The following is a 24,324-nucleotide window of genomic DNA, read 5'->3' on the forward strand; positions in this document are numbered from 1 at the left end:
CCTCTTTTTTTCATAAAATCCGAAACGTTTCGGGTACGAGTTAATTACATAAATGAACGACTAATTTCTGGAGGTATGACATGAACTATCGAGTGATTAAAGAAGACGACGTATTTTTTCTGACTGATGAGAAAGGAAATATTCCGGAAGACCACCCTTATGGACCTGGACTTTATTCAAAAGATACTCGATTTTTAAGTAAATTTGATTTAAAGATTAACGACGAGGAACCGATTCTTTTATCATCGAATGCCGATGAAAGTTATTATGCAGAGATGATCCTGACGAATCCTCATATGGAAGCAGAAGGTAAAGTGAAACTTTGGCGAGAGTCGGTTGAAATGAAACGTAAGCGCTTTATTTTTGATGGTGCTCTCTATGAAGAAATTACTGTAAAGAACTATAACCCTAAACAGACGAGCTTTGAAGTTAGTATTCATCTTGATGCAGATTTCAAAGACATGTTTATCGTACGTGGGTTTCAGAATGGAACGGTCGGAAAGAGAGAAGAGTCAACGGTGAATGAAAATGGAATGGCGATTCGCTATATAGGGGCAGACGATGTGAATAGAACCCTAGACGTAAAGTGGAACTTAACACCGATCCGGACGACTGATAAGGGCGATATATACTTTGCATGTTCTCTTGATCATGAGGAAGAGCAAACGATCTCATTGACAATGGTCCCTACTGTGGGTGAAGAATCAACAAAAGTGTTGAAACACGAAGATGCATTAAGACAATTAATGACCTCATACAAAGAGTGGGCTGAATCAACTACAAAGGTAACGACAAATCATCCACAACTACAAAGACTAATTGACCGAGGATTAGGTGACCTTAGGGTACTGTTGACAGATTTGGGATATGGTAAATTTCCAGTTGCAGGTCTACCTTGGTTTGGTGTTCCTTTTGGAAGAGATAGTCTCATAGCTGCATTGCAAATGCTTCCCTTCAATTCAGAAGTTGCAAAAGGAACGCTTAAGACAATGGCTAGTAAACAAGGAACGAAGAAAGACAGTTGGCGTGATGAAGAACCAGGAAAGATTATGCACGAAATTCGATTCGGAGAATTAGCCAATACGGGGCAAATTCCTTTTACACCTTATTACGGAACAATCGATGCAACGCCTCTGTTCTTAGTGCTATTAAGTGAATACATGAAGTGGACAGGTGACTTAGCTCTTTTTAACGAGCTTGAAGAAAATGTGGAAGCAGCTCTCAATTGGATAGACGAGTATGGAGATCGTGATGGGGATGGATTTGTAGAATACCATCAAGAAGCATCGAAAGGAATTGCCAATCAAGGATGGAAAGATTCAGGAGATTCGATTGTACACCGAAACGGAGAGTTAGGAGAAACTCCGATTGCCCTTTCAGAGGTACAAGGGTATGTATATCATGCCAAGAAAAGTATGGCGGAAGTATATGAATTACTGGGTAACAGAGATAAAGCTAGTCAATTAACAGCGGATACTAAAACCTTAAAGGCTCAGTTTGAAGAATCGTATTGGATGGAAGAACAACAATTTTACGCACTGGCCCTTGATAAAGAAAAGAATCAAGTTGGTACGGTGACATCGAATCCAGGCCATGTACTATTATCAGGGATGCTTGACTTGGATAGAGCAAAATCGGTAAGTGACATGCTCGTCTCGGATAAAATGTATTCGGGCTATGGAATCCGAACGATGGGCGAGGGTGAAGCAGGTTATAACCCAATGAGTTACCACAACGGTACAGTTTGGCCACATGATAACAGTGTCATTATTTTAGGAATGAGTAAGACAAAGAACCAGGAACAGGCAGCAAAAGCGATGGAAGGCTTGATCCGCTCAGCAGATTCATTTGAATATGATCGACTTCCAGAATTGTTTTGTGGCTATGAAGCAAAAGGGAAAGCAGTGAACTATCCAGTCGCGTGTTCACCACAAGCTTGGGCTGCGGGTACTCCCCTTTTATTTGTTCAGGCCATGCTCGGATTATTCCCGAATGCGTTGGAGAAAACAATTACAATCAATCCTTTTCTGCCAAATGGTGTAAACGAAATAAAGATCGAAAACATGCGCATTGGTGAAGGGACGATTAGTCTAAGTGTAAAAAAATCAGAAGGAAATCATGAACTAGAAGTTCTTGAAAACACAACCGGTTTCGATATTGCTTAATTTAAACGATTGTTAAGGGCATAGACCCTTGTCAATAAAATTAGAAAGGGGTTTTATAAAATGGAAAGAGCAAAATGGATCAAAGGATTAGGTTTCATGTCCGTTGTAATGGCAGGAACGGTGTTAACAGCGTGTGGGGACGATGGAAATAACAATACAGATGAAGCGACAAATGGAAATGATACAGGGACAAATGAAACTGAGAACAATGCTAATCAAAATGAGGGTCAAGAAGAAGTGACAGTCCGGTTAACTGGATGGCAGTCTTCACCTACAGAACAACGTTATTTTGAAGAAACGATTGCGGCTTTTGAAGAGGAGTATCCTCATATCAATGTTGAACTAGATACAATTGCCGATCAATACATGGATGTTTTACGTACCCGATTAATCGGTGGAGAAGCGGCAGATGTATTTTTCTTAGATGCCTTTGAAGCACCGGGATTGATTGAAGCGGGTGTGCTTGAACCTATGGATGATTATATTACGGATGAATTTGATGTAGATGATTTTGAAGATCCGCTTATTGATGCATTCAGAAGAGATGGCCAATTATGGGGGCTTCCAAAAGATACGTCAACCTTAGCGTTGTTTTACAACAAAGATCACTTTGAAGAGGCCGGAATTGAATCACCCCCAGAAACTTGGGAAGAGATGGAAGAATATGCAGAGACGTTAACGGATGATAATCGTTACGGATTTGGAATTGTCACGGACTTGGCGAGACTTTATTCAATCGCAGAGTCACGAGGTGGTGACGTAGTTGTTGATAACCAAGCGAATTTTACCGATCCAGCTGTTATTGAAGCTTTACAGCCAATCGTTGACATGAGAAATGAGAAGGAAATCGGTGCTTCACCTGCAGATGTTGGTGCTGAATGGGGCGGCGACATGTTCGGAACAGAGAGAGCTTCGATGATTATTGAAGGAAACTGGATGATTGAGTTTATGGAAGATGCTTTCCCAGATGTTAATTATGGAGTAGTTGAAATTCCTATGATTGAGGATGAGCGACAAACGATGGCTTATACAGTCTCTTACTCTATGAATGCGCAATCTGAGCAAAAAGATGAAGCATGGAAGCTAGTTGAGTTCCTAACAGGAAAAGAAGGAATGGAAATTTGGACATCAAGTGGCTTAGCTCTTCCTTCTCGTCAGTCTGTGGCTGAAAACATGGATTATGCTGATGATGCTATATATGAACCATTCATTGAAGGGGCAAGCTATGCAACTGTATGGGCAGACGACACGAATCTACCAATCATTAATTCTAACTTTGAGAACCAATTTTCAAGTGCCTTTTTAGGCGATCAGACGCTTGAAGAAGCGATGGAAGAAGCGGAACGAGTGGCTAATAACGAGATTCAAGACTAAACAAATGAATAATAGGGGTCTTAAAAAGGAGCTTCGCCTCCTTTTTAAGTTCCCATACATATTTATAGGCAAGTTAGGAAAGGGGTTTAAACAGCATGGCTAAATGGAAATTAACGAAAAGCCAGTTAAGAGATGCAGGTCAAGGATACTTATTTATGTCCCCTACGATTTTCACAATCTTGGTTTTTTTAATTGGTCCTATTCTTTTTGCATTATATCTGGCTTTTAATAATGTGAATTTGCTTGGCCAAACGAGTTTCGAATTTGTTTGGTTTGATAATTTTACGAGAATGGCTTCTGACGAACGGGCAATTATTGCCTTACAAAATACGGCTTTTTATGTTGTGATTGTTGTGCCGACTCAGACGATCCTTGCCTTGGTTCTTGCTGCTACACTGAACGCAGGAATGAAGGGAGAGAAATGGTTTAGAGTCATCTACTTTATCCCTACATTAACCTCGTCTGCAGTTTTAGTTATGATTTTCATGTGGATGTATCGTCCTGATGGGTTGATTAATACGATTTTAAGCTCTGTCGGCCTTCCAACTTACAACTGGATGAATGATCCAAGTGTAGCTCTGATTTCAATTATGATTATGAATATTTGGGCGACAGCTCCGATGTTTATGGTTATTTATCTAGCAGCCCTTCAAGGGATTTCTGATTCGTTGTATGAAGCAGCTGATCTTGATGGTGCAAGCGCGATCCAAAAGTTTTGGTATGTAACTGTACCTTTACTCCGACCTGTCACTGGATTTGTCGTAATCATAGGCGTGATAGGCACGTTCCAGTTATTTGATCAATCTTACATGTTCTCAGGCGGTTCTGGTGGACCGAATAACTCTACATTAACCGTCGTTCTCCTGATTTACCAGTATGCATTCTCTAATAATCAAATGGGCTATGCAGCTGCACTTGCTGTTTCCCTGGCACTGATTATTCTCGTTGCCACATTCATTCAACGAAAACTTCAAAAAGATGAACAGCTTTAATCGTGATGGAAGGAGGAGAATAATATGAAGAAAAAGAAACCAAATATATTAAAAGCCTTTTTGTATATATTTCTAATTAGCTACGCGGTGATTACACTACTTCCGTTTTTGTGGGCACTGTCAGCTTCATTTAAGCCTTTGAACGAAATCTTATCTGCTGGTTTAAACATCTTCCCGGAGACGTTTACGTTTGATAACTATGTCACAATTTTTACTGAACAGGAATTGTTTCCCCGTTGGTTGTTAAATAGTGTGATTGTTGCAGTAGTTGGTACGGCGTTAAACATCGTATTTAACTCGATGGCAGGGTATGCCCTTGCGAGGGTGAGTTTTCCAGGAAGAACGGCTTGGTTTATTATCGTACTTGCCGTATTAATGATTCCAGCTCAAGTAACGATGGTACCAAACTTCTTGATTTTGAAAGAATTAGGGTGGTTAAACAGTTACCAAGGCTTGATCGTCCCTGGGATGATCAATGCAACATTTATCTTTATGATGCGTCAGTTCTTCGTCAACTTTCCTAAGGAGGTAGAAGAGGCCGCAGCAATCGATGGTTTGAGTCGAATTGGAACATTCTTTAGGATTGTAATGCCGATGGCGAAACCAGCCATAGGTGCCATGGCAATCTTTGTATTTATGGGATTCTGGAACAATTTCATGGCTCCCTTAATTATCATGACAGACGCTTCGATGTATACATTACCAGTTGGTTTGAATGCCTTCCAATCAGATTATGCGACTTATTGGAATTACATTATGGCCGCATCGATGGTATTCACCTTGCCTGTTCTGCTTCTCTACATTTTCTTTAATACTTATTTCCTCAAAGGGCTTGCGTTTACCGCAGACAAGTAGAATCCAGATGTATTAAGAAAGTATGAAAAAAACGTACTCATATGCTGAGTACGTTTTTTGTCTACTTTTATGAATAAAAGAGCTATCAGTGCTCATTCAAGAATGTCGACTGGCAACAATCGTAAATTTATATTCGTCACTTTTAAAATAAATCTCAGTATACTCAAAAGTAGTATCGTCCATTAAATGAGAAAATAACTGTACTTTAATAATAGGTATCGCTTCTGTCAATTGTAACAAGGATTGGATTTCCCGATCAGGAAGAAGAGGAATCACTTCTTGAAAGCTTTCTTTAATTTTCATTCCTTTTTCTCGTTCGATGTAATCGTACTTCGATCCTTCCATCGTTTTGTACGACAAGTCTGGAAAAAGCTTCAGTGGTAAATAGGTGTCTTCCACTACCAAAGGGGTATTTTCAACCCATCGTTGTCTTCGTACAAAAAAAACTTTTTCTTCCACTCCTAAACCTAAAATAGTTTGAATTCTTTCATCTGGTTCAATAATCGAAAAAGTTAATATTTTATTCTTTGTCGTCTTATTTAAAGCGTGCATTTCTTCAGTAAATCCCTTTAAAGAATAAATATTGTGTTCAAATTTATTCTCACTGACATATGTACCGCTTCCTTGAATCTTATATAACAACCCTTCTTGAACGAGAAGTTTGATCGCCTGCCTTATGGTCACGCGACTGGCGTTAAACAACTCTGATAATTTAGCTTCTGTAGGGATGGTTTCCCCTTTTGTCCATCTTTCTGTCGTAATTTCTTCTTTCATTTGATTGGCGATTTGCCTATATAAAGGAGATCCATTTCTCATCTTTTCACCTCACTACAACATTCTTAACCATCATTTTATCTTTCTTTTAGCATATAGAACATTTTTTAGGGATGCAATAAAATTATTTGTTGACGCTTTCATTAATATGTATTATATTTGTATTGCAAACAACAATACAAATATAATACATATTAACTTATTGGAGGAATGCTAAATGAAACGTCAAAATTTAGTTGTTGTCGGTGGCGGAAGTACGTATACCTTAGGAATGATCATGAGCCTAATCGAAGAAAAGAAGAATTTCCCTCTTAAATCGATTACTTTTTACGATATAAATGAAGAACGTCAAGAAAAAATTGCCAAGGCGACCGAAGTGATTTTAAGAGAGAAGTACCCTGAGCTCGATTCTTTTCACTATACTACTGATAAAAAAGAAGCTTATACAAATGCTGATTTTGCCTTTGTCCAAATCCGGACAGGCGGCTTGCAAATGCGTGAAAAAGATGAGCAGATTCCTTTGAAATATGATGCAGTTGGACAAGAGACGTGTGGTCCGGGAGGCATGGCTTATGGCCTTCGCTCAATAGGGGATATGATCAATGTCGTCAATGATATTCGTGAATATGCTCCAAATGCTTGGATTTTAAACTATACAAACCCCGCAGCAATTGTAGCAGAAGCCTTGCGTCGTGAATTTCCACATGATGATAAAATTTTAAATATTTGTGACATGCCTGCAGCCATCATGGTTAGTTATGCAAAAATATTAGGTAAAGAAATTTGGGATCTGGTGCCGGAATACTTTGGTTTAAATCACTTTGGCTGGTTCACAAATATTTATGATAAACAAGGAAATCGTTTAACAGATGATATTAAACGAGCCATTACAGATAATGGATTTATCCCTGAGGATTCGGAAATCGTCAATGATCCATCATGGATAAAAACATTCAAACAAGTGGAGACGATGTTGAATGATTTTCCTGACTATTTACCAAATACGTATCTTCAATACTATTTATACCCGTCAGATATGGTAGCAAAAGAAGAGATGACGAATACAAGAGCTCGTCAAGTGATTAATGGACGAGAAAAGCGCGTTCACACGATGAGCGATCAAATTATTAAAGATCAATCCACGGAAAATGTAGAATTAGAAGTAGATATCCACGGCTGTTACATGATTCGAGTGGCGGCTTCCCTTGCTTACAACAATGGAGATACATTTATCGTGATTGTAGAAAATAACGGTCTAATTTCCAACTTACAAAGTGATGCAATGGTGGAAGTTCCAGCTGCCTTAACAAGCAGAGGACCTAAGCCTTATGCTGTTGGAGAAATTCCAACTTTTCAAAAAGGACTTATTGAAGGTCAACTTGCTTTTGAAAAATTAGTTGTAGATGCTTGGTATGAAAGAGATTACAATAAACTTCTTCAAGCATTAACGTTAAATCGAGCCGTTGTGGACGCACCGAAAGCTAGACAAATTCTCGATGACCTTATCGAAGTAAATAAAGATTATTGGCCAGAACTGAAACAGCTTCAACCTGTTCAAGGATAATTTCATGTTCAATAAAAAGAGGGAGCAAAGCCATAAATAGAGGCTGAAAGCTCCCTTCGATTATTAAAAAAATGATAACGCTTAAATTAATAATTACGTCGCGATAACGAGAGGATGAATAATGTGTTAAATTTTGCAAGCTTACAAAAGTTTGGGAAGTCATTGATGGTTCCTGTTGCTTTATTGCCTGCTGCTGGTATTTTACTAGGGATAGGGGCAGCATTGACAGGGCCACTTGCAGACTATATGACTTTTTTACAAAATGATTCTGTTGAAGCCTTTAGTTCAGGAATGACCACGATTGGCCTGAGTATCTTTGAGAACTTACCGATTATTTTCGCCCTTGGGGTAGCCATTGGTTTAACTGGAGGCTCAGGTATCGCTGCATTAGGTGCCTTGTTAGGTTACATCATTATGAATACGACCATTTCTTTAGCTTTGGGGATTACCCCTGAGATGGCTGAAGAAGCAGGAGAGTATGGAATGGCTCTAGGGATACCCACTCTAGAAACAGGAGTTTTGGGTGGAATAGTAGTCGGACTTCTGGCAGTTTGGGTATACAATCGTTTCAAGAGGTTCCAACCTCCCGAAGTCTTAGGATTCTTTGCGGGAGATCGTTCTGTAGGAATTGTTATGGTATTTACTTCAATCTTTCTCGCATTCGCCGTCATGTTCGTATGGCCACCAATTCAATCAGGGATTGATGCCGTTGCAAATGTGATTGCTTCAGACGCAACGAATCCACTTTATATTGGTCTTTATGGATTTTTAGAGAGAGTCCTTATTCCAACTGGTTTGCACCATATTTGGTATGCACCATTTCTATGGACTTCTTTAGGGGGAACCACAGAAGTTGGCGGACAAATGGTTTCCGGAGACCAATACATCTTCCTCGCGCAAATTGCTGAAGGTGTAGACGTAACAGCAGGACGCTTTATGGCTGGGAAATTCCCAGTAATTATGTTTGGTCTTTTAGGTGCTGCTTTAGCTATGTACCGTCAAGCGGATAAGAAGAATCGTCCCGTTGTTAAAGGGATGTTGATTGCCGCAGCAGGGACTGCTTTCCTTACTGGAATCACTGAGCCTATTGAGTTCACGTTCTTATTTGTAGCTCCTGTCTTGTTTGTGATTCATGCTATTTTAGCGGGGATTAGCTTCGCTTTAGCCTTTATGATGGACGTTCAACTAGGCTGGGCTGGCGGTTCTGGTTTGATAGATTTCATTCTAGTGAATGCATTGCCGGGTACAAATAATTGGTGGATGAATCTAGTTATGGGCGCAGCTTTCTTCGTCATCTATTATTTTGTGTTCTCATTTGCCATTAAAAAATGGGACTTAGCGACACCTGGACGAGCAGGTCAAGAAGCTAAACTTTATACAAGAAAAGATTATAACGCTAAAAAAGAAGAGGAAACTAGTCAAGAGAATACCGCATCAGCAACAACAAAGAAAGGCAAGAAATCTAAAGATGCCTATCGTGAAACAGCGAAAGATATATTAGAAGCATTAGGTGGAAAAGAGAATATTGAATATGTGGACGCATGCTTTACGAGACTTAGAGTAACGGTAAAAGACGCTAAGCAAATAGATGAACCTCAGTTAAAAGCTTTAGGTGCAGCAGGTGTGATGAAATATGATAAAAATATTCAAGCCGTATTCGGTGGTAAATCAGATCTCTACAAAAACGAGATTAATGATATTTTAGAAAGATCAGCTTAATAGAAAGTGCATTAAAAAGTGAAAGGTAACAAATGAGAGAGGGTGTCACCAAAAGTCTTACTTTTGGGACACTTTCTTTTTTTTAAATGGAGTCTCCTCTTTTTTATCCATATAAGTGTACTTATTAAGTATCAAGTAAAGGAGGAGATAATAATGTGGAGAAAATTGTTAATGACAAGAATAGAGGATGTTCGTGGAAGTCTGCAAGTTCATCCTACGAAGAAGTACGTGGAGGAAAAAGAGTTGAATCCCCAATTTATTACACTTCATCATAGTGGAACAGAAACAGGACATGCTCAGACATTTGCTAACTATCACGTGAGTAAAATGGATTGGCCGGGCATTGGGTATCACTTTGTGGTACTTCGAAATGGAACGATTCAGTGGTGCCATGATTTACGAGTAAGGTGTTATCATACGAGTGGACGAAACACAAGGAACATAGGTGTTTGTATGGTGGGAGAAGGCTTGTTTACCAAGAGGCAAAGGAATGCTTTGAAGAATCTCGTCTATGCACTCAGCATTCACTATCAACTTTCCTCATCAAAAATCTTAGGACATCGCGAACACCCAAGTCAGAAGACCTTGTGTCCTGCGATGAACTTAGATCAATTTAGAAAGGAGATTGACTCATTATTGTTCCATAGCCTAACACAATTAACACCCTCAACGGCCATTCCTAAAACTGTAAGAAAAGGAGCAAGAGGACAAGACGTAATGAATTTACAAAATGCGCTCGCTCTAAAAGGATATTCACTGCATCGTTTTGGAGCGGATGGAATATTTGGGGCTGAAACGGAGAGAGCGGTGAAAAAATTTCAACGGGATCACCATTTGAAAATGGACGGGATCGTTGGGCCGAAAACGTGGGAAAAAATAATAAGTTGATTTGAATTCATTCAAAATAAAAAAGGACTTCAATTAGAGTCCTTCAAAAGGTAAAAGTTACTGTTCATTGTGGTTATTTTTCTTCTCAAAGAAAAAAGCAATGGAACGGTATATACTAAATAAAACAATGACTGTCATAAGTGAACCAGCCATGTACCCTGCTGTAAAGTTTCTAGAAATAAACCAATCTTCATTTAACCCGACGAAGATCCCACTTAAAATTGATACGCTTATAATAGAACTAATAATAATAAATTGCAGTTTATCTTGTTTGGATATTTCTTTTAAGGCTACCATAAAATTTCCTCCTTATTGCTTGATTCTTTCTTTATTATATATGCAAAGAAAGAACTGTGCAATTTGGGATAGAAAATCATTAAAGTTCATTTTAAAGGAACCCTTCGGCATAACGTTATGCACAAGGGTTCCTTTGTTTTATTTGTTCTATTTTGTAGCCAATGACTTGCGCAAATATTACTTGAATGTTTTCAACGCTTCCCCAATGGCCGTATCTCCTGTCAATAACTCTATAGTGCTATTAAAGGTTTCTTCAATCGTCAAAGCATTCACTGCTACGTTTGCTACATCTTCACGTGGGATGTTGGAATTGAGATCATCTAATGATATTTTAGCAGTAATCGTCCCTTTACCTGGATCATTAGATAAGCTCCCAGGTCTTAAAACAGTATAAGTGAGAGAACTATTTTGTAACGCTTCATCAGCAGCACCTTTTGCTCTTAAGTAATGTTGAATTTGCTCAGGTCCACTTTCAGGTTTATCGGCACGGATAGAACTAATTAACACAAATCGAGAGACATTGGCTTTCTCAGCCTCTTGAACAGATTTAATCGCTCCGTCTTTATCTATTGATTCTGTTTTATCCTTACCGGTATGGGCTCCAGAACCTGCAGTGAAAATGACGGCATCAACATCTGAAAATGCATGAGAAAAATCTTCCTCAAGATTGCCTATGACAATCTCGTCTGCACCTAACTCTTCCATCGTCGAACGTTGCTCTTCGGTTCGGATCATAGCACGCACTTCATGTTCAGTACTTAAGCCTAGCATTCGCACTGTATGTTTACCTATTTGGCCGTTTGCTCCAATAATTAACACTTTCATTTAAATCTCTCCTTTCGATAGTCATCAATTCCCAATATCAAAATAGGTTAAACATAATGGAGAAATATGAATTAATATAAAAGTAATCCATATAAAGCTGAGAATTGGAATACGTGGATTGATGCGATAAGTCAATGGCTGATGCATCTTATCTGTACTTTAGTCTGGACCATCTACAGTGCGGCCGTTAAAGTTAAAGAATTAGACTATATATAGAAGCTAAACCTACTTGAAGAGTGATTTTAAGAGTTTTTTCTGTATTAGTATAGACTATAAATGTTGTAAAAAGGGAAAGGAAGACTAGAATAAAGGCAAGGGACTCTTTTCATTAATTTATTATGAATGAACAACCGTTTCTACCATAACGAAGTTAAAATATGAAAATTAAATTGTTATTAATGGAAGGAGGAGAACTATGAAACACCTATTGTTCACGATGGTATTATGTATTTTATTCCTCATGAGTGCATGCAATAATCAGGAGAATGATGAGCTAGAAAACAGTGCTCCTGAAGAAGAGCAGAAAAGTGAGAAAATCGCATCGGAAACAGACTCAGGTGATTTCGTTTTACGCCTAGTTTCAGAGAAAGAAATGTATGAGTCAGGTGAAGAAGTCCTGATCACAGGGAAAATAAAATACATTGGTGGAAAGGAAGAAATAGAACTTACACACTCCGAAAGCCCTTTTTATTTTGAAATGATAGAAGTAAACAGTGGAGCAGAACTATCATATTCGTTACAAGAAATTGGGGCAACTACCGTTCTCAAACAAAATGAATGGTATGAAGAGCAATACGAGAAAGGTAAATCAACATTCATTGAACATAATAATCATATGGATTTTCAAAATGCTTTTATTGATGATGATGGCTTTCCACCAGGAGAGTATGAAATTGAGTTAAGAACAAATTTCCATACAAATATTGAAGAGGAATCCCAAAATCATAATTATATTACTTCACTCGTTATTGAAGTCATGAATTAAACTCTAATGAGGGGTTGAACGGATGTTAGAAGCAGCTATTAAATATTCTGACTCACTTGTACCTGCAAGGTTTGTTAACAGGCTCAATCGATTTATGATTTCCTGTAAACTTGTAAGAGATGGAGAGGAAGTAGAGGCCCACCTGCCTGATTCCGGAAGATTGAAAGAGCTTCTTATTTCAGGAAAAGAACTTTATTTATTACCTAATGCCAATCCAAATAGAAAAACAAAATTTTCTGCAGTATGTGTTGAACGCCCTGATGGTCTCGGATGGGTCTCAATTAACTCACAAATCCCTAATAAATTGGCTCAATTAGCGTTTACTCACTATTTACTCCCATCATTTCGGTCATGGGACTACGAACGGGCCGAATTTACAAAAGGACATTCTCGTTGGGATCATTTACTAAAGACAAAGGATGAAAAAATGATAGTGGAAGTAAAAGGAGTAACTTTGGCTGACGAAAACCAGAAGGGTTTTTTCCCAGATGCTGTGACATCAAGGGGGACAAAACACGTCCTGGAACTCATTGAAATTAATAAGGAACCAAAATGGAGGTCGGCATTGCTCTTTGTTGCTCAAAGAGAGGATTTAACAGAAATACGACCAGCGAGTCACATAGACCCAAAGTTTGCAAAGGCATTGAAAGAAGCTTCAATAGCAGGAGTGAAGATTATAGCCTGCCGCTCAGAAGTGACGCTAAAGGGTATTCGGTTGCTAGATGAGATTCCTGTGTGTATAGACTAGATCTTAAGCGTCTTAAAAAAATCTATCTACCCAGAGGAGCGAAACTGGTAGATCCTCTGTTCCTCTAATTATGGAATGATCCTTTATATTTTCATTATGCATAGTGCAAATAATTTATTATGAGGCTTTCCTTGTTTTCAAGGTGATAGGTCAAGTCTCACCTGTCATATAGATGATATGTAGTTATTGAATGATTAAAAGCTAGAGATCATCTAGAAAATCAGGAGGGATTCCTATTGTTCATGAGAATCGATAAGCTCCAAATAGAATTACCCATGCCTAAAAGTCCCGACGCAAATGCAGCAGCAGCTGTGCAAGAATTATTAGGTGGAAAATATGGTGAGATGTCCACTTTGAATAATTACATGTTTCAGTCGTTTAATTTCAGGCAAAAAAAGAAGTTTCGACCTTTCTATGAACTCATTGCAAGCATTACTGCAGAAGAGTTCGGTCATGTTGAACTCGTTTCAAACACAATTAATTTGATGATCAGAGGGACGACGTTTCCGGGTGATCCAGACATTACTCCGATGCAAAATGCTAAAGACAAAAGAAATACGCATCACTTCATCCAAACGGCACAAACGGCTCTTCCCGCAGATTCTATGGGGAGAGCATGGACGGGAGACAATGTATTTAACAGCGGGAACCTCGTCCTTGATTTACTGCACAATTTCTTCCTCGAGTGTGGGGCGAGGACCCATAAGATGCGCGTTTACGAAATGACAGATAATCCAGTAGCCAGAGAAATGATAGGTTATCTCTTAGTCAGAGGGGGAGTTCATGTTCTCGCTTACGCGAAAGCGCTTGAAATTATGACAGGCGTCGATATGAAAAAAATGCTCCCTATCCCGGACTTAGATAATAGTAAATTTGAGACGACGAGAAAATTTGAAGCTCAAGGATCACAGAGAAAACTCTACACGTTTAGTCCAGAAGACTATAAACAAATTAGTCAAATCTGGAAAGGAGAGCATCCAATGGATGGAGGTCAACTTGAAGTGATTCAGGGAACGCCTCAAGGAGGACCAATTCCTGACTTGGAAGAAATTCCAGAAGAGTTTGCACCGGGTGTTTCAGAGGAGGATTTCAAAGAAATAGCGAAAAGGCTTCAAAGGTCGGCTGGGTTATAATTCTACAAAAAATGACACGACCATGAACGAATGGTCGTGTTTTTTAGCGAAATTTGAGGAGGGAAGAAGATAAAAAAACTACAGAAGTTTGAAAAAGTTCCGAAAATTGATTGTTTTTTTGGTAAGATAAGGTTAAGTTGCCAACTGCTTAATAGATGTAGAGGTGAACATAATGAAAATGGGGAAAACAAATCATATAAAAAACAATATACGTTCAATTGTAGGAAAAAACGAGACTGATGAAACGTTGGTTGACTCATTTTACTCTACAATGGATCTTCTTTCTGATGGTGTTCTGTTTTTAAATAGGAATTGGGAATTTGAGTACATAAATGAATCGGCAGAAACCATGCTGCGCAACGATCGTTTAGAGCTCATTGGTAAGCAAATATGGAGTGAATATCCTTATTTGGTCAGAACATTATTTTACGAAGCTTATTATCATGCCCTCATGAAAAATACGCCTCTTGAATTTGATGAATACGATTCTAATTTAGATACGTGGTTCCACGTCAAAGCTTACCCTAAACAAACAGGCCTGTTAGTAATAATGCAAGATATAACTGAAAAACATGTGGCAATGGAGGTTATTGAGGAAAGTTATCGAACTCTGTTTCAAAAGCATCCGGACGCTGTTTGCTCTCTAGATCTTGATGGGAATTTCTTAGCAGTCAATAAAGCATTTAAGACGTTATTTCCTATGGATGAAAAATTGTTTTTAGGAAGCCATTATTCAGAGTTTGTTCCTAAATCAAAGAAAGACGTATTAGATGAACTATTTAAATATGCTAAAAATGGCAATCCACAAGCACTTGAAGTGGATTTAACGAAAGATATCAATCAGTCTCATTATTTATTAATTACGGCATTACCGATCATTGTCCAATCAAATATTATTGGTGTATACGGAATCATCAAAGATATTTCTACTGAACGTGATAGTCTAAAAAAATACTTGGAAATATCTCGCAGAAACGAGTTAATATTGGATTCTGTAGAAGATGGTATCGCAGGATTTAATAATGAATATGACGTTGTTATGTGGAATCGTGCAGCCGAGAAAATGACAGGATACAAGAAAGAAGAATTAACGCCGGAATTGATTAGTGAGATGTTTAAAGGCGAATTGCCATCTTCTGAAACTGACAGTAAAGTAGACATCCCCTTAAGTCCAGATAAAGTAAAAGAATCAATTGTTCGTAAAAATGCCGTATCGTTTATTCGAAAAGACGGGAAACCAATCCTTATCGAATTCATTATGACGCCTATGGTTCTCCCTGAAAAGATTGTAGGTAAAGTATTTACTTTTAGAGATATTACCGAAAAGAAGAAATCTGAAGAGCTTTTATACCAATCAGAGAAATTGTCAGCAGTCGGTCAATTAGCAGCAGGAATTGCTCACGAGATCCGAAACCCTCTTACATCGCTTAAAGGATTCCTTCAATTAATTGAAATGAGTGGAGAGGGGAAGCCGGAATATTTTGAAATTATGAAATCTGAATTTGGTAGAATAGAGCAAATCCTAAATGAACTTTTGATATTATCGAAACCTCAAACATTAGAAAAAGAGGTTTGCTCCCTCAATTCTCTATTAGATCATATTGTGACACTTCTCAATACTCAAGCCATCATAAAAAATATCTATATCCAAAAACATGAAAAATCAAAGGATGTATATGTGAGTTGTATTAGCAATCAAATTAAACAAGTTTTCATGAACTTTATTAAGAATGCAATAGAAGCAATGGATTGCGGTGAAATCATCGTAAATGTAAATAAAGATGATACTTATGCAATTGTAGAGGTTATTGATGAGGGCTGTGGGATTCCAGAATCTATGTTAGCAAGAGTTGGAGAACCTTTCTTCACAACGAAAGAAAAAGGAACGGGACTTGGGCTAATGGTATCCTATCAAATAATAGAAGATCATGGCGGGGAGATTGAAGTAGAAAGCAAAGAAGGAGTAGGAACTCGATTTACTGTAAAGATTCCCTTGTAATTGGATAAAAAAGGAAATTAATAATCAGTCAATGGACCCTTGCTATTACTCCCTTTCGCCTTATAATGAAGAGGAATCATGCAAATTTATTACGATTTTCTCTTATTAGAAAGGAATAGAACCATGAAAAAAGCAATCGTCTCGCTCATTATTATGATTGGTTTAATTTACGGAGGGTACCAATTTATTTTAGGCTATGCTTCAGATCAATTAGTAGGTCAAGTAGCTAATGAAGTTTTTACAGATGACGCTATGCACCAACTTTTAGATGACCCACAGGTGGCTTCTCTCATTGAAAGTTATCAAAGTGACAAATCTTTATCAACTGCTGAAGTTTCAAGAGAATCTTTACCATTTAAGACAAAGGAAGAAGCAACAAAGCTCGTAGTAAGTAAGTTTTCAATAACAGAAATCAGAGAAATTTCATCAAAAGCATCTCGTGGTCTTTCGAAAGAAGAACAATTAGATTTGGAAACGAAGGTCATGGAGCGTTTAACACCAGAAGAAATCGAAGCACTAATGATTATTGGTTTATCAGAAATTAATTTTTAGCTCTAAACAAGCCACAGTTCATTAAGAACTGGTGGTTTTTCTGTATTTTATAAAAAACCTGTGGGAAAGGTGTTTTAAGATCACTTAAAATAGACAGAGCCAATCTCAGCAATGGATAAAGTGGTGGTGGACTATATGTGGATTCATACAATGATTATTTTCGTATTAATATTATTTATGTTTGTGGGCATTGTTGATAAAATCATGGGGAATCGAAGAGGATATGGGAAGGCATTTGAGGAAGGATTTCAAGCAATGGGACCGCTTGCTCTCGTGATGATTGGCATGATTTCAGTGGCACCAGTTATTGCGAACGTATTAAGACCTGTCATTACTCCTTTTTTCATCTTCTTAGGAGCCGATCCTTCGATGTTTCCTGGGATGCTTTTGGCTATTGATATGGGAGGCTATCCACTTGCCATTGAGTTATCTGAAAGCACTGAAGCTGCCTTGTTTTCAGGGATCATTTTATCAACGTTGCTTGGACCTACTTTCGTGTTCACAGTTCCTGTTGCATTAGGATTCATTAACAAGAACGATTACCCTGTTTTAGCAAAAGGTATTATGATAGGTCTTATTCCTATTCCATTGGGCGCTATGCTTGCTGGAATGATTGCAGGGTTTCCTATAGATTTTCTCTTGCGTCAATTGTTCCCTGTCTTGTTATTTGTGGGCGTTATTATTTGTGGACTTATTTGGATGGACCAGTGGTTAATTAAGGTTTTTACTTTTATAGGAAAAGGAATAATGGCATTGGTCTGTCTTGTTATAGGGATCGTGGCAATCAATGAGCTAACTCCTTTTGAAGTTGTGCAGGGATTAACACCTTTCAGTGAATCGATGGAAATTGTAGGACTTATTGTCTTAGCATTGACTGGCGCTTTCCCATTAGTGTATTTCTTAAAAGAAAAAATTCTCCCTCTCATGAGTCCAATTATTAGAAAGAGCGGGATAACGGATGTGGCTTGGGTAGGGTTTATTTCCTCCCTAGCCCATAGCATCCCCATGTATAAAAATCTCAATCAGATGGATGAACAAAGCAAATTAATGAACATTGCCTTCTCTGTGAGTGGAGCGTTTGTATTAGGAGGACATTTAGGTTTTACTGCAGCTTTAGAACCCCAAATGGTCATGCCAATGATGGCCGGAAAATTGACGGCAGGTGTCCTATCTGTTGTTTTGGCGTATTTATATTCCAAACGATTACTTGGCAGAAGGCGTCTCAGTTAATTTGTCTAAAGAACGCTGGGAATCGCTTGGGGATGAGGTAGTAGCAGTTTCAGTTTTATCAGTAGTGGAACTTATTTTATTGTCAGCGTTTGATAATAAGTACTGAATTTTATCTTCATGTTTCGTCTTTCTTTTTTCATGCCAAGAACTCCCGTAATAATGAGCCTTTGTTTCGTGCCACATGATCCAAAATTGGTGCCAGTAATATTTAAATGAGTGATTTTTATTTGCCATGGTTTAGCCCCCTTGCGAATAAATATGATCTTTACTATATGATATGCATTCCCGATTTTAAAAAATAGAAACAAATTTTTCCTTTCTAGTCCTCAATCATTTGTCTCTGTTACATACTGCTTTTAACATGAGGAATTGTAAAAAAAACAGCCGCTGAAGTATTGTATTTCAGCGGCTGTTTTCAACTTTATACTTTTGATTTTCGAGCAGGGTGTTCATCAAGGAAATTGTATAAAATATCCCTTATCACAATTTCACTTATCGGCTTTTGTATGAATTTATAGGCTCCTAATAACAATGAGTTTCTTAAATGAGATTGTCCTGAAGAAGAAGATGCCATAATCACTTTAATCATTGGATCTTGCTGGTTGATTTCTTTAAGTGCAGCAATGCCATCTTTTTTTGGCATTATAATGTCCATAAACACTAAATCTGGTTGTTTTTCCAAGCAAACTGCTACAGCTTCCTCACCATCTTTCGCTTCGATGATTTCCTCCACTCCAATGGTCGTCAAGGTTTCTTTTAATTGTGTTCGAACGAGTTCAGAATCATCGCAAACAAGGACTGACAGATCTCTCAATACTTCCCCCTCCATTCATTCCCCTCTAAGAGTCTCTCTTATTTTACCATAATTTAGACAAGGAATATTTTGATTATTGTAAATAACCCGTTATTTTTGGAAAATATACTTAATTAATGTTTTTTCGACAAAATGTAAACGGTTTATAAATTTCTATTTTTCTTAAAAAAATTGTTTCTAATCTTTTCAATTAGTGGTATAGTTAATTCGAATCAGAGAACGATTTCAAGGAGAGCGTTTTGCGAATATAAGATGTCAGACATCGTACATGTAAAAAGTTCTTTTTTGCAAACGTTTTAAAGATTATATTTTTCATTATTATATGTCATAATAGTGGCATAGCTGTCACCATGTAACAATTTACAAGGTTATAGCACAAAAAAACATTTTACCAAGGGGGATTTACAAGATGAAAAAGCGTTTTATGATGCTTGTTTCTTCAGTAGTAGCAGCAGGTACATTGCTTGCCGCATGTGGAGAAGGAAACAATGAGGACACAACTCCAGTAAACAATGATGCAAACGGCGGGAATGAAATTACAGAAAATGAAGAGAATAACAACAACGATGGTAACAACGAAGCTACTGGTGACGGAGAAGGCTTTTCTTCTAAAATGGTAACAGATACTGGTGGCGTAGATGATCGATCATTTAACGAATCTGCTTGGGCTGGATTACAAATGTTTGGTGACGATTATCCAGAAGCAGAAGTTGAATATATCCAATCAAATGATGCATCTGATTATGCACCGAACTTAAATCGTTTAGCACGTGACGGTACGGATATTACTTTTGCCATTGGATTCTTAATGGAAGATGACATTCGTACAGTAGCTCAACAAAACGAAGATCAAAACTTTGCAATTGTTGACACAGTTGTAATGGAAGACGATGAAACGATTTCAAATATTGCTAATATCACTTTTGCTGAGCATGAAGGTTCTTTCTTAGTAGGTGCAGTTGCAGCTATGCACAGTGAAACGGACCATGTTGGATTTATCGGTGGTGTCGAAAGCGATCTTATTAAAAAGTTTGAGAGTGGATTTAAAGCTGGTGTGAAATATGTAGACCCTGACATGGAAGTTACTGTTCAATACGCACAAGACTTTAATGATGCTTCTCGTGGACAGCAAATTGCAGATACAATGTATGGTAATGGCGTAGATATTATTTATCACGCTGCAGGTGGGACTGGAAACGGATTATTTACTGAAGCTATTGACCGTGCTCGTAACGGTGAAAATGTTTGGGCCATTGGAGTAGACCAAGACCAAGCATTAACTGAAGGTGAGTGGGACGAAGGAAATGTTATCTTAACTTCTATGGTAAAACGCGTGGACCAAGCGGTTTATCAAGTTTCTGAAGATACAATGAACGGCAACTTCCCTGGTGGAGAAGTTCTTGAATTTGGTCTTGAGGACGATGGCGTTGGTATTGCAGAAACTAGAGATAATGTTTCTGACGAAGCTATTGAAGCTGTTGAAGAGTATGAAGCTATGATTTTAAACGGTGAAATTGAAGTGCCGCAAACAGATGACGAATATGAAGAATTTGAAAGTTCTCTTTAATTTTACAGATCACATTCTTTAATAATAAGTTAAAAAAGAGGCTAGTCTTGTACTAGCCTTTGTTTATACCTAAAAACATGCAAGGTATTCAAATTAGAGAAGTTTAGAGCCGCTTTTCAGGTGTCAGAAGTATTATCCTTTCACATGATAAAACGTTCTGAAACACATTCCTTGTGCAGGCGGTATGCAAAGTTTTTCTAATGAGTCCGATAGGAGTGTTTACATTGGAATACGTAATCGAGATGAACAATATAAGAAAAGAATTTCCCGGTATCGTTGCCAATGACAATATTACGCTGCAAGTCAAACAAGGCGAAATTCATGCGTTATTAGGTGAAAATGGAGCGGGGAAATCAACATTGATGAACGTCTTGTTCGGCTTGTATCAACCTGAAAAAGGTGAGATTAAAGTTCGAGGCGAAAAAGTCGATGTAACAGATCCTAATGTTGCAAGTAAATTAGGAATTGGCATGGTTCATCAGCACTTTATGCTAGTACAAAATTTCTCAGTAACTGAAAACATTATTTTAGGTAGTGAACCTACGAAGAGGGGTTCTATTGACCTGCGGAAAGCGGCTAAAGATGTAGCCGATATCTCAGATCAATACGGCTTGCGTGTTGATCCAACTGCTAAGATTGAGGATATTTCTGTAGGGATGCAACAGAGAGTAGAAATATTAAAAACTCTTTATCGTGGTGCTGAGATTCTTATTTTTGACGAACCAACAGCAGCTTTGACCCCTCAAGAGATTAAAGAACTTATCCAAATTATGAAAAATTTAATAAGCGAGGGCAAGTCAATCATCTTAATCACACATAAGTTAAAAGAAATTATGCAAGTGTGTGATCGCTGTACGGTCATTCGTCGAGGAAAAGGTATCGGAACAGTCAATGTAGCTGATTCTACAGAAAACAGTTTGGCTGAAATGATGGTAGGACGAGAAGTAAGCTTCGAAGTGGAGAAAACGGCAGCCATTCCTAAAGACCAAGTTCTCTCTATTAAAGATTTAATCGTTGAGGATGCAAGAGGTATAGAGGTAGTAGATGGATTAAATCTTGATGTTCGAGCCGGTGAGATTATCGGGGTGGCAGGTGTCGATGGAAATGGTCAAACGGAGTTAATAGAAGCGATTACGGGCTTGAGACAACCCAAAGGCGGAACAATTCATGTGTCAGGTCAAGATATCACTAGTTACAAACCTAGAAAAGTAACAGAAGCTGGCGTAGGACACATTCCTCAGGACCGTCATAAACATGGTTTGGTGCTAGAATTTACAGTAGGAGAAAATATCCTCTTGCAAACATATTATCAGAAGCCCTTCACTAAAAATGGTGTACTTAATTATCCTAAAATGTATGAAAAAGCTCGCCAATTAATTGAAGAATATGATGTTCGCACTCCGAATGAGAAAACACTTGCTCGTTCCTTATCCGGAGGTAATCAACAAAAAGCAATTATTGCTCGTGAAGTTGATCGTTCACCTGATTTACTTATTGCCGCTCAACCAACAAGAGGTCTTGACGTTGGGGCAATTGAATTTATTCATAGAAAGCTTGTTGAAGAAAGGGATAAAGGACGTGCCGTTCTTCTCGTTTCATTAGAGCTAGATGAGGTTTTGAATGTTAGTGACAAAATTGCTGTCATTTACGAAGGTAAGATCGTTGCATTGGTCGATGCAAAAGATACAAACGAGAAAGAGTTAGGTCTCCTTATGGCTGGCGGTAAAAAGGGAGTAGGTGAGACTAAGTGATGGGAAACATTTTTAAAGATAAATTGTTTGGACTTGTCGTCCCACTTATTGCCATCGGCTTCGGATTCCTAGCCGGTGGGGTAATCATGCTTTTGAGCGGAAACAATCCAATTGATGGTTATGTTGCTCTTATGCAAGGGGTCTTTGGAGAGGTTTATTACTTTGGTGAAACTTTACAGAGAATGACCCCGCTTATTTTCTCGGGCCTCGCAGTAGCCTTTGCTTTTAGAACCGGCCTGTTAAACATTGGTGTGGAAGGTCAGCTTATTGTTGGCTGGTTTGTATCAGTTTTTGTTGGAATCGTTATTGAAGCTCCGATGATCATACATCTTCCATTAGCTATTCTGGCTGGAGCCTTAGCTGGAGCATTATGGGGATTTGTCCCAGGTATTCTAAAAGCGAAGTTTCAAGTACATGAAGTTATTGTAACCATTATGATGAACTACATAGCCATGCATGTGGTCAATCACTTTATTCGAAACTTCATGCTAGAATCTGGTCAAAGAACTGCTTTTATTAATGATAGTGCGTCTTTATCTTCGGATTTTTTAACATCGATAACTGATTTTTCAAGGCTTCACTGGGGGTTCTTGATAGCTGTAGCTGCATGTTTTGTTATGTGGTTTATTCTTTGGAAAACGAAGAAAGGCTTTGAACTTCGGTCTGTTGGTTATAATAAGCACGCATCTTCCTATGCAGGTATGAATGTGAATATGAATATTATTCTCTCCATGTCCGTTTCAGGTGCTTTTGCTGGTATCGGTGGAGCAATGGTTGGTTTAGGGACGTATAATTACGCTAACATCTTACCATCATTTACGAACCTAGGATTTGATGGGATTGCCGTAGCTCTATTAGGTTCAAGCACATCGATAGGTATCTTCTTATCCGCCTTCTTATTTGGTGGGTTAAAAGAAGGGGCAAACAATATGCAAAGTCAAGCAGGTGTAGCACCTGAGCTTGTTGAAATTATCATTGCATTAATTATTTTCTTTGTAGCATCAAGCTATTTGATTCGTTGGATCTATAGCCGTTTGCAAAGCAAGAAGGAGGGGAAATAAATGGATTTGCTATTACCAATCCTTTACACTATTGTACCGGCTGCGCTCATCGCAGCAACCCCTTTACTTCTAACTGCTATGGGCGGTTTGTTTTCTGAACGATCAGGTGTTGTAAACATCGGTTTAGAAGGACTCATGGTTATGGGTGCTTTTGGCGGTATTGTCGGTACACTTTATTTTGATTCGTTAGGGTTTGGCGCTGCGTCAGCGTGGATGGGAATATTAGTTGCCATCGTATTAGGCGCCTTGTTCTCTTTATTTCATGCTGTAGCGTCAATCACGTTAAAAGCAGACCAGATTGTAAGTGGTGTGGCCCTGAACTTTTTAGCGGTTGGTTTAACTGTCTTTATCGTTCGTGAAGTTTTTGAAAGAGGGCAGACAGACACCATTTCTTCTGGGGCGCGTCTCTTTAGAATCAATGTCCCGTTTTTAAGCGATATTCCTATTCTCGGTCCCATGTTTTTCTCGAGAATTTATGTCACTACCTATGTTGCATTTGCGTTAGCTGTTTTAGTTTGGTATGTCGTATTTAAAACTCCATTTGGACTTCGTCTTCGCTCTGTTGGTGAACATCCGATGGCAGCAGATACGATGGGGATTAAAGTTAACCGCATGCGTTATATTGGTGTGATGCTTAGTGGAGCGTTCGCAGGTAGTGGTGGTGCTGTATATGCTATTACAACGGCAGGAAACTTCGCTGGTGGAACGATCGTAGGTCAAGGATTTATGGCATTAGCTGCCCTCATATTCGGGAAATGGCACCCATTTGGAGCCATGGGTGCAGCGGTCTTCTTCGGATTTGCGCAAGCATTAAGTATTTCCGCACAACAGATCCCGGGGTTAGCTAATGTGCCGCAAGTGTATATGTTGATTTTGCCATACGTGTTAACAATATTAGCTTTAGCAGGGTTTGTTGGTAAAGCAGAGCCACCAAAAGCTTTGAATCAGCCTTACGAAAAAGGCAGTCGTTAATACTATCTATAGTAAGCGAAAAAAGATTGTCCCTTTAGTATGTTGGGGGACAATCTTTT

Annotated in this window: 22 protein-coding genes; 17 read left to right on the forward strand and 5 right to left on the reverse strand. The window is 38.4% G+C overall.

What is annotated here, in order from left to right:
• Positions 1-80: 80 nt before the first annotated feature.
• The 4 genes from CR194_RS00190 to CR194_RS00205 all read left to right on the forward strand — a co-directional run bounded on the left by CR194_RS00190 (position 81) and on the right by CR194_RS00205 (position 5,386).
• Positions 81-2,165 (forward strand): amylo-alpha-1,6-glucosidase, encoded by a 2,085-nt coding sequence (locus CR194_RS00190; RefSeq protein WP_110607633.1) that lies wholly within the window; start codon positions 81-83, stop codon positions 2,163-2,165.
• Positions 2,166-2,225: 60 nt separating this feature from the next.
• Entirely contained in the window at positions 2,226-3,539 is a 1,314-nt protein-coding gene (locus CR194_RS00195) for an ABC transporter substrate-binding protein (RefSeq protein WP_110607634.1), read from the forward strand.
• A 95-nt stretch (positions 3,540-3,634) separates the two neighbouring features.
• Positions 3,635-4,531: a carbohydrate ABC transporter permease gene (locus tag CR194_RS00200; RefSeq protein ID WP_110607635.1), complete on the forward strand. Its 897-nt coding sequence runs from the start codon at positions 3,635-3,637 to the stop codon at positions 4,529-4,531.
• Between the two features lie 24 nt (positions 4,532-4,555).
• The gene (locus CR194_RS00205) at positions 4,556-5,386 is read left to right on the forward strand and encodes a carbohydrate ABC transporter permease (protein WP_110607636.1); all 831 of its coding nucleotides are present in this window, start codon (positions 4,556-4,558) and stop codon (positions 5,384-5,386) included.
• A gap of 96 nt (positions 5,387-5,482) precedes the next feature.
• Here the strand turns inward: CR194_RS00205 and CR194_RS00210 are convergent, their stop codons facing one another.
• Complete coding sequence (locus CR194_RS00210) at positions 5,483-6,202, reverse strand: GntR family transcriptional regulator (RefSeq protein ID WP_110607637.1); 720 nt, start codon at positions 6,200-6,202, stop codon at positions 5,483-5,485.
• Between the two features lie 175 nt (positions 6,203-6,377).
• Between CR194_RS00210 and CR194_RS00215 the strand changes: the two genes are divergently transcribed.
• From CR194_RS00215 to CR194_RS00225, 3 genes are all read left to right on the forward strand, one after another.
• Positions 6,378-7,724 (forward strand): 6-phospho-alpha-glucosidase, encoded by a 1,347-nt coding sequence (locus tag CR194_RS00215; protein WP_110607638.1) that lies wholly within the window; start codon positions 6,378-6,380, stop codon positions 7,722-7,724.
• Positions 7,725-7,847: 123 nt separating this feature from the next.
• Positions 7,848-9,443, forward strand: a complete 1,596-nt coding sequence (locus CR194_RS00220) for a PTS transporter subunit EIIC (protein WP_233254180.1) — start codon at positions 7,848-7,850, stop codon at positions 9,441-9,443.
• 153 nt (positions 9,444-9,596) lie between these two features.
• Positions 9,597-10,331, forward strand: a complete 735-nt coding sequence (locus tag CR194_RS00225) for a peptidoglycan recognition protein family protein (protein ID WP_110607640.1) — start codon at positions 9,597-9,599, stop codon at positions 10,329-10,331.
• A gap of 57 nt (positions 10,332-10,388) precedes the next feature.
• On the opposite strand, the gene CR194_RS00230 is transcribed toward CR194_RS00225, so the two are convergent.
• Together CR194_RS00230 and CR194_RS00235 are read right to left on the reverse strand one after the other, a co-directional pair.
• Positions 10,389-10,628 (reverse strand): hypothetical protein, encoded by a 240-nt coding sequence (locus CR194_RS00230; RefSeq protein WP_110607641.1) that lies wholly within the window; start codon positions 10,626-10,628, stop codon positions 10,389-10,391.
• 177 nt (positions 10,629-10,805) lie between these two features.
• Positions 10,806-11,453: an SDR family oxidoreductase gene (locus CR194_RS00235; protein ID WP_110607642.1), complete on the reverse strand. Its 648-nt coding sequence runs from the start codon at positions 11,451-11,453 to the stop codon at positions 10,806-10,808.
• Between the two features lie 415 nt (positions 11,454-11,868).
• Here CR194_RS00235 and CR194_RS00240 point away from each other — a divergent pair, with 415 nt between their 5' ends.
• From CR194_RS00240 to eutH, 6 genes are all read left to right on the forward strand, one after another.
• Positions 11,869-12,438: a hypothetical protein gene (locus CR194_RS00240; protein WP_110607643.1), complete on the forward strand. Its 570-nt coding sequence runs from the start codon at positions 11,869-11,871 to the stop codon at positions 12,436-12,438.
• Positions 12,439-12,460: 22 nt separating this feature from the next.
• Positions 12,461-13,186: a DNA/RNA nuclease SfsA gene (gene sfsA, locus CR194_RS00245; protein ID WP_110607644.1), complete on the forward strand. Its 726-nt coding sequence runs from the start codon at positions 12,461-12,463 to the stop codon at positions 13,184-13,186.
• Positions 13,187-13,422: 236 nt separating this feature from the next.
• Positions 13,423-14,319, forward strand: coding sequence for a manganese catalase family protein (locus tag CR194_RS00250; RefSeq protein WP_110607645.1), 897 nt, complete (start codon positions 13,423-13,425; stop codon positions 14,317-14,319).
• 172 nt (positions 14,320-14,491) lie between these two features.
• Positions 14,492-16,318 (forward strand): PAS domain-containing sensor histidine kinase, encoded by a 1,827-nt coding sequence (locus CR194_RS00255; RefSeq protein ID WP_110607646.1) that lies wholly within the window; start codon positions 14,492-14,494, stop codon positions 16,316-16,318.
• Positions 16,319-16,441: 123 nt separating this feature from the next.
• The gene (locus tag CR194_RS00260; RefSeq protein ID WP_146035893.1) at positions 16,442-16,870 is read left to right on the forward strand and encodes a hypothetical protein; all 429 of its coding nucleotides are present in this window, start codon (positions 16,442-16,444) and stop codon (positions 16,868-16,870) included.
• Between the two features lie 111 nt (positions 16,871-16,981).
• Positions 16,982-18,100, forward strand: a complete 1,119-nt coding sequence (gene eutH, locus CR194_RS00265) for an ethanolamine utilization protein EutH (RefSeq protein WP_110607648.1) — start codon at positions 16,982-16,984, stop codon at positions 18,098-18,100.
• On the opposite strand, the gene CR194_RS00270 is transcribed toward eutH, so the two are convergent.
• Positions 18,074-18,334, reverse strand: a complete 261-nt coding sequence (locus CR194_RS00270) for a hypothetical protein (protein WP_110607649.1) — start codon at positions 18,332-18,334, stop codon at positions 18,074-18,076. The two genes, eutH and CR194_RS00270, sit on opposite strands and share 27 nt — an antisense overlap.
• Positions 18,335-18,521: 187 nt before the next feature.
• Positions 18,522-18,914: a response regulator gene (locus CR194_RS00275; RefSeq protein ID WP_199228106.1), complete on the reverse strand. Its 393-nt coding sequence runs from the start codon at positions 18,912-18,914 to the stop codon at positions 18,522-18,524.
• A gap of 409 nt (positions 18,915-19,323) precedes the next feature.
• Here CR194_RS00275 and CR194_RS00280 point away from each other — a divergent pair, with 409 nt between their 5' ends.
• The 4 genes from CR194_RS00280 to CR194_RS00295 all read left to right on the forward strand — a co-directional run bounded on the left by CR194_RS00280 (position 19,324) and on the right by CR194_RS00295 (position 24,265).
• Positions 19,324-20,481 carry a BMP family lipoprotein gene (locus CR194_RS00280; protein ID WP_110607651.1) on the forward strand — a complete coding sequence of 386 codons (1,158 nt, stop codon included), beginning with the start codon at positions 19,324-19,326 and terminating at the stop codon, positions 20,479-20,481.
• 224 nt (positions 20,482-20,705) lie between these two features.
• Entirely contained in the window at positions 20,706-22,232 is a 1,527-nt protein-coding gene (locus tag CR194_RS00285; RefSeq protein WP_110607652.1) for an ABC transporter ATP-binding protein, read from the forward strand.
• Positions 22,232-23,293: an ABC transporter permease gene (locus CR194_RS00290; protein ID WP_110607653.1), complete on the forward strand. Its 1,062-nt coding sequence runs from the start codon at positions 22,232-22,234 to the stop codon at positions 23,291-23,293. The genes CR194_RS00285 and CR194_RS00290 overlap by 1 nt, the downstream gene beginning before the upstream one ends.
• Positions 23,294-24,265 (forward strand): ABC transporter permease, encoded by a 972-nt coding sequence (locus CR194_RS00295; protein ID WP_110607654.1) that lies wholly within the window; start codon positions 23,294-23,296, stop codon positions 24,263-24,265.
• The last annotated feature ends 59 nt before the right edge of the window (positions 24,266-24,324 follow it).

The organism is Salipaludibacillus keqinensis (genome assembly GCF_003226325.1).
GTDB classification, from domain to species: Bacteria; Bacillota; Bacilli; order Bacillales; family Salisediminibacteriaceae; genus Salipaludibacillus; species Salipaludibacillus keqinensis.

Coding starts and splice junctions, on each gene's coding strand:
- CR194_RS00190 (WP_110607633.1), top strand. CDS start 81: ATGAACTATCGAGTGATTAAAGAAGACGACGTATTTTTTCTGACTGAT.
- CR194_RS00195 (WP_110607634.1), top strand. CDS start 2,226: ATGGAAAGAGCAAAATGGATCAAAGGATTAGGTTTCATGTCCGTTGTA.
- CR194_RS00200 (WP_110607635.1), top strand. CDS start 3,635: ATGGCTAAATGGAAATTAACGAAAAGCCAGTTAAGAGATGCAGGTCAA.
- CR194_RS00205 (WP_110607636.1), top strand. CDS start 4,556: ATGAAGAAAAAGAAACCAAATATATTAAAAGCCTTTTTGTATATATTT.
- CR194_RS00210 (WP_110607637.1), bottom strand. CDS start 6,202: ATGAGAAATGGATCTCCTTTATATAGGCAAATCGCCAATCAAATGAAA.
- CR194_RS00215 (WP_110607638.1), top strand. CDS start 6,378: ATGAAACGTCAAAATTTAGTTGTTGTCGGTGGCGGAAGTACGTATACC.
- CR194_RS00225 (WP_110607640.1), top strand. CDS start 9,597: ATGTGGAGAAAATTGTTAATGACAAGAATAGAGGATGTTCGTGGAAGT.
- CR194_RS00230 (WP_110607641.1), bottom strand. CDS start 10,628: ATGGTAGCCTTAAAAGAAATATCCAAACAAGATAAACTGCAATTTATT.
- CR194_RS00235 (WP_110607642.1), bottom strand. CDS start 11,453: ATGAAAGTGTTAATTATTGGAGCAAACGGCCAAATAGGTAAACATACA.
- CR194_RS00240 (WP_110607643.1), top strand. CDS start 11,869: ATGAAACACCTATTGTTCACGATGGTATTATGTATTTTATTCCTCATG.
- sfsA (WP_110607644.1), top strand. CDS start 12,461: ATGTTAGAAGCAGCTATTAAATATTCTGACTCACTTGTACCTGCAAGG.
- CR194_RS00255 (WP_110607646.1), top strand. CDS start 14,492: ATGAAAATGGGGAAAACAAATCATATAAAAAACAATATACGTTCAATT.
- CR194_RS00260 (WP_146035893.1), top strand. CDS start 16,442: ATGAAAAAAGCAATCGTCTCGCTCATTATTATGATTGGTTTAATTTAC.
- eutH (WP_110607648.1), top strand. CDS start 16,982: ATGGATAAAGTGGTGGTGGACTATATGTGGATTCATACAATGATTATT.
- CR194_RS00270 (WP_110607649.1), bottom strand. CDS start 18,334: ATGGCAAATAAAAATCACTCATTTAAATATTACTGGCACCAATTTTGG.
- CR194_RS00280 (WP_110607651.1), top strand. CDS start 19,324: ATGAAAAAGCGTTTTATGATGCTTGTTTCTTCAGTAGTAGCAGCAGGT.
- CR194_RS00290 (WP_110607653.1), top strand. CDS start 22,232: ATGGGAAACATTTTTAAAGATAAATTGTTTGGACTTGTCGTCCCACTT.
- CR194_RS00295 (WP_110607654.1), top strand. CDS start 23,294: ATGGATTTGCTATTACCAATCCTTTACACTATTGTACCGGCTGCGCTC.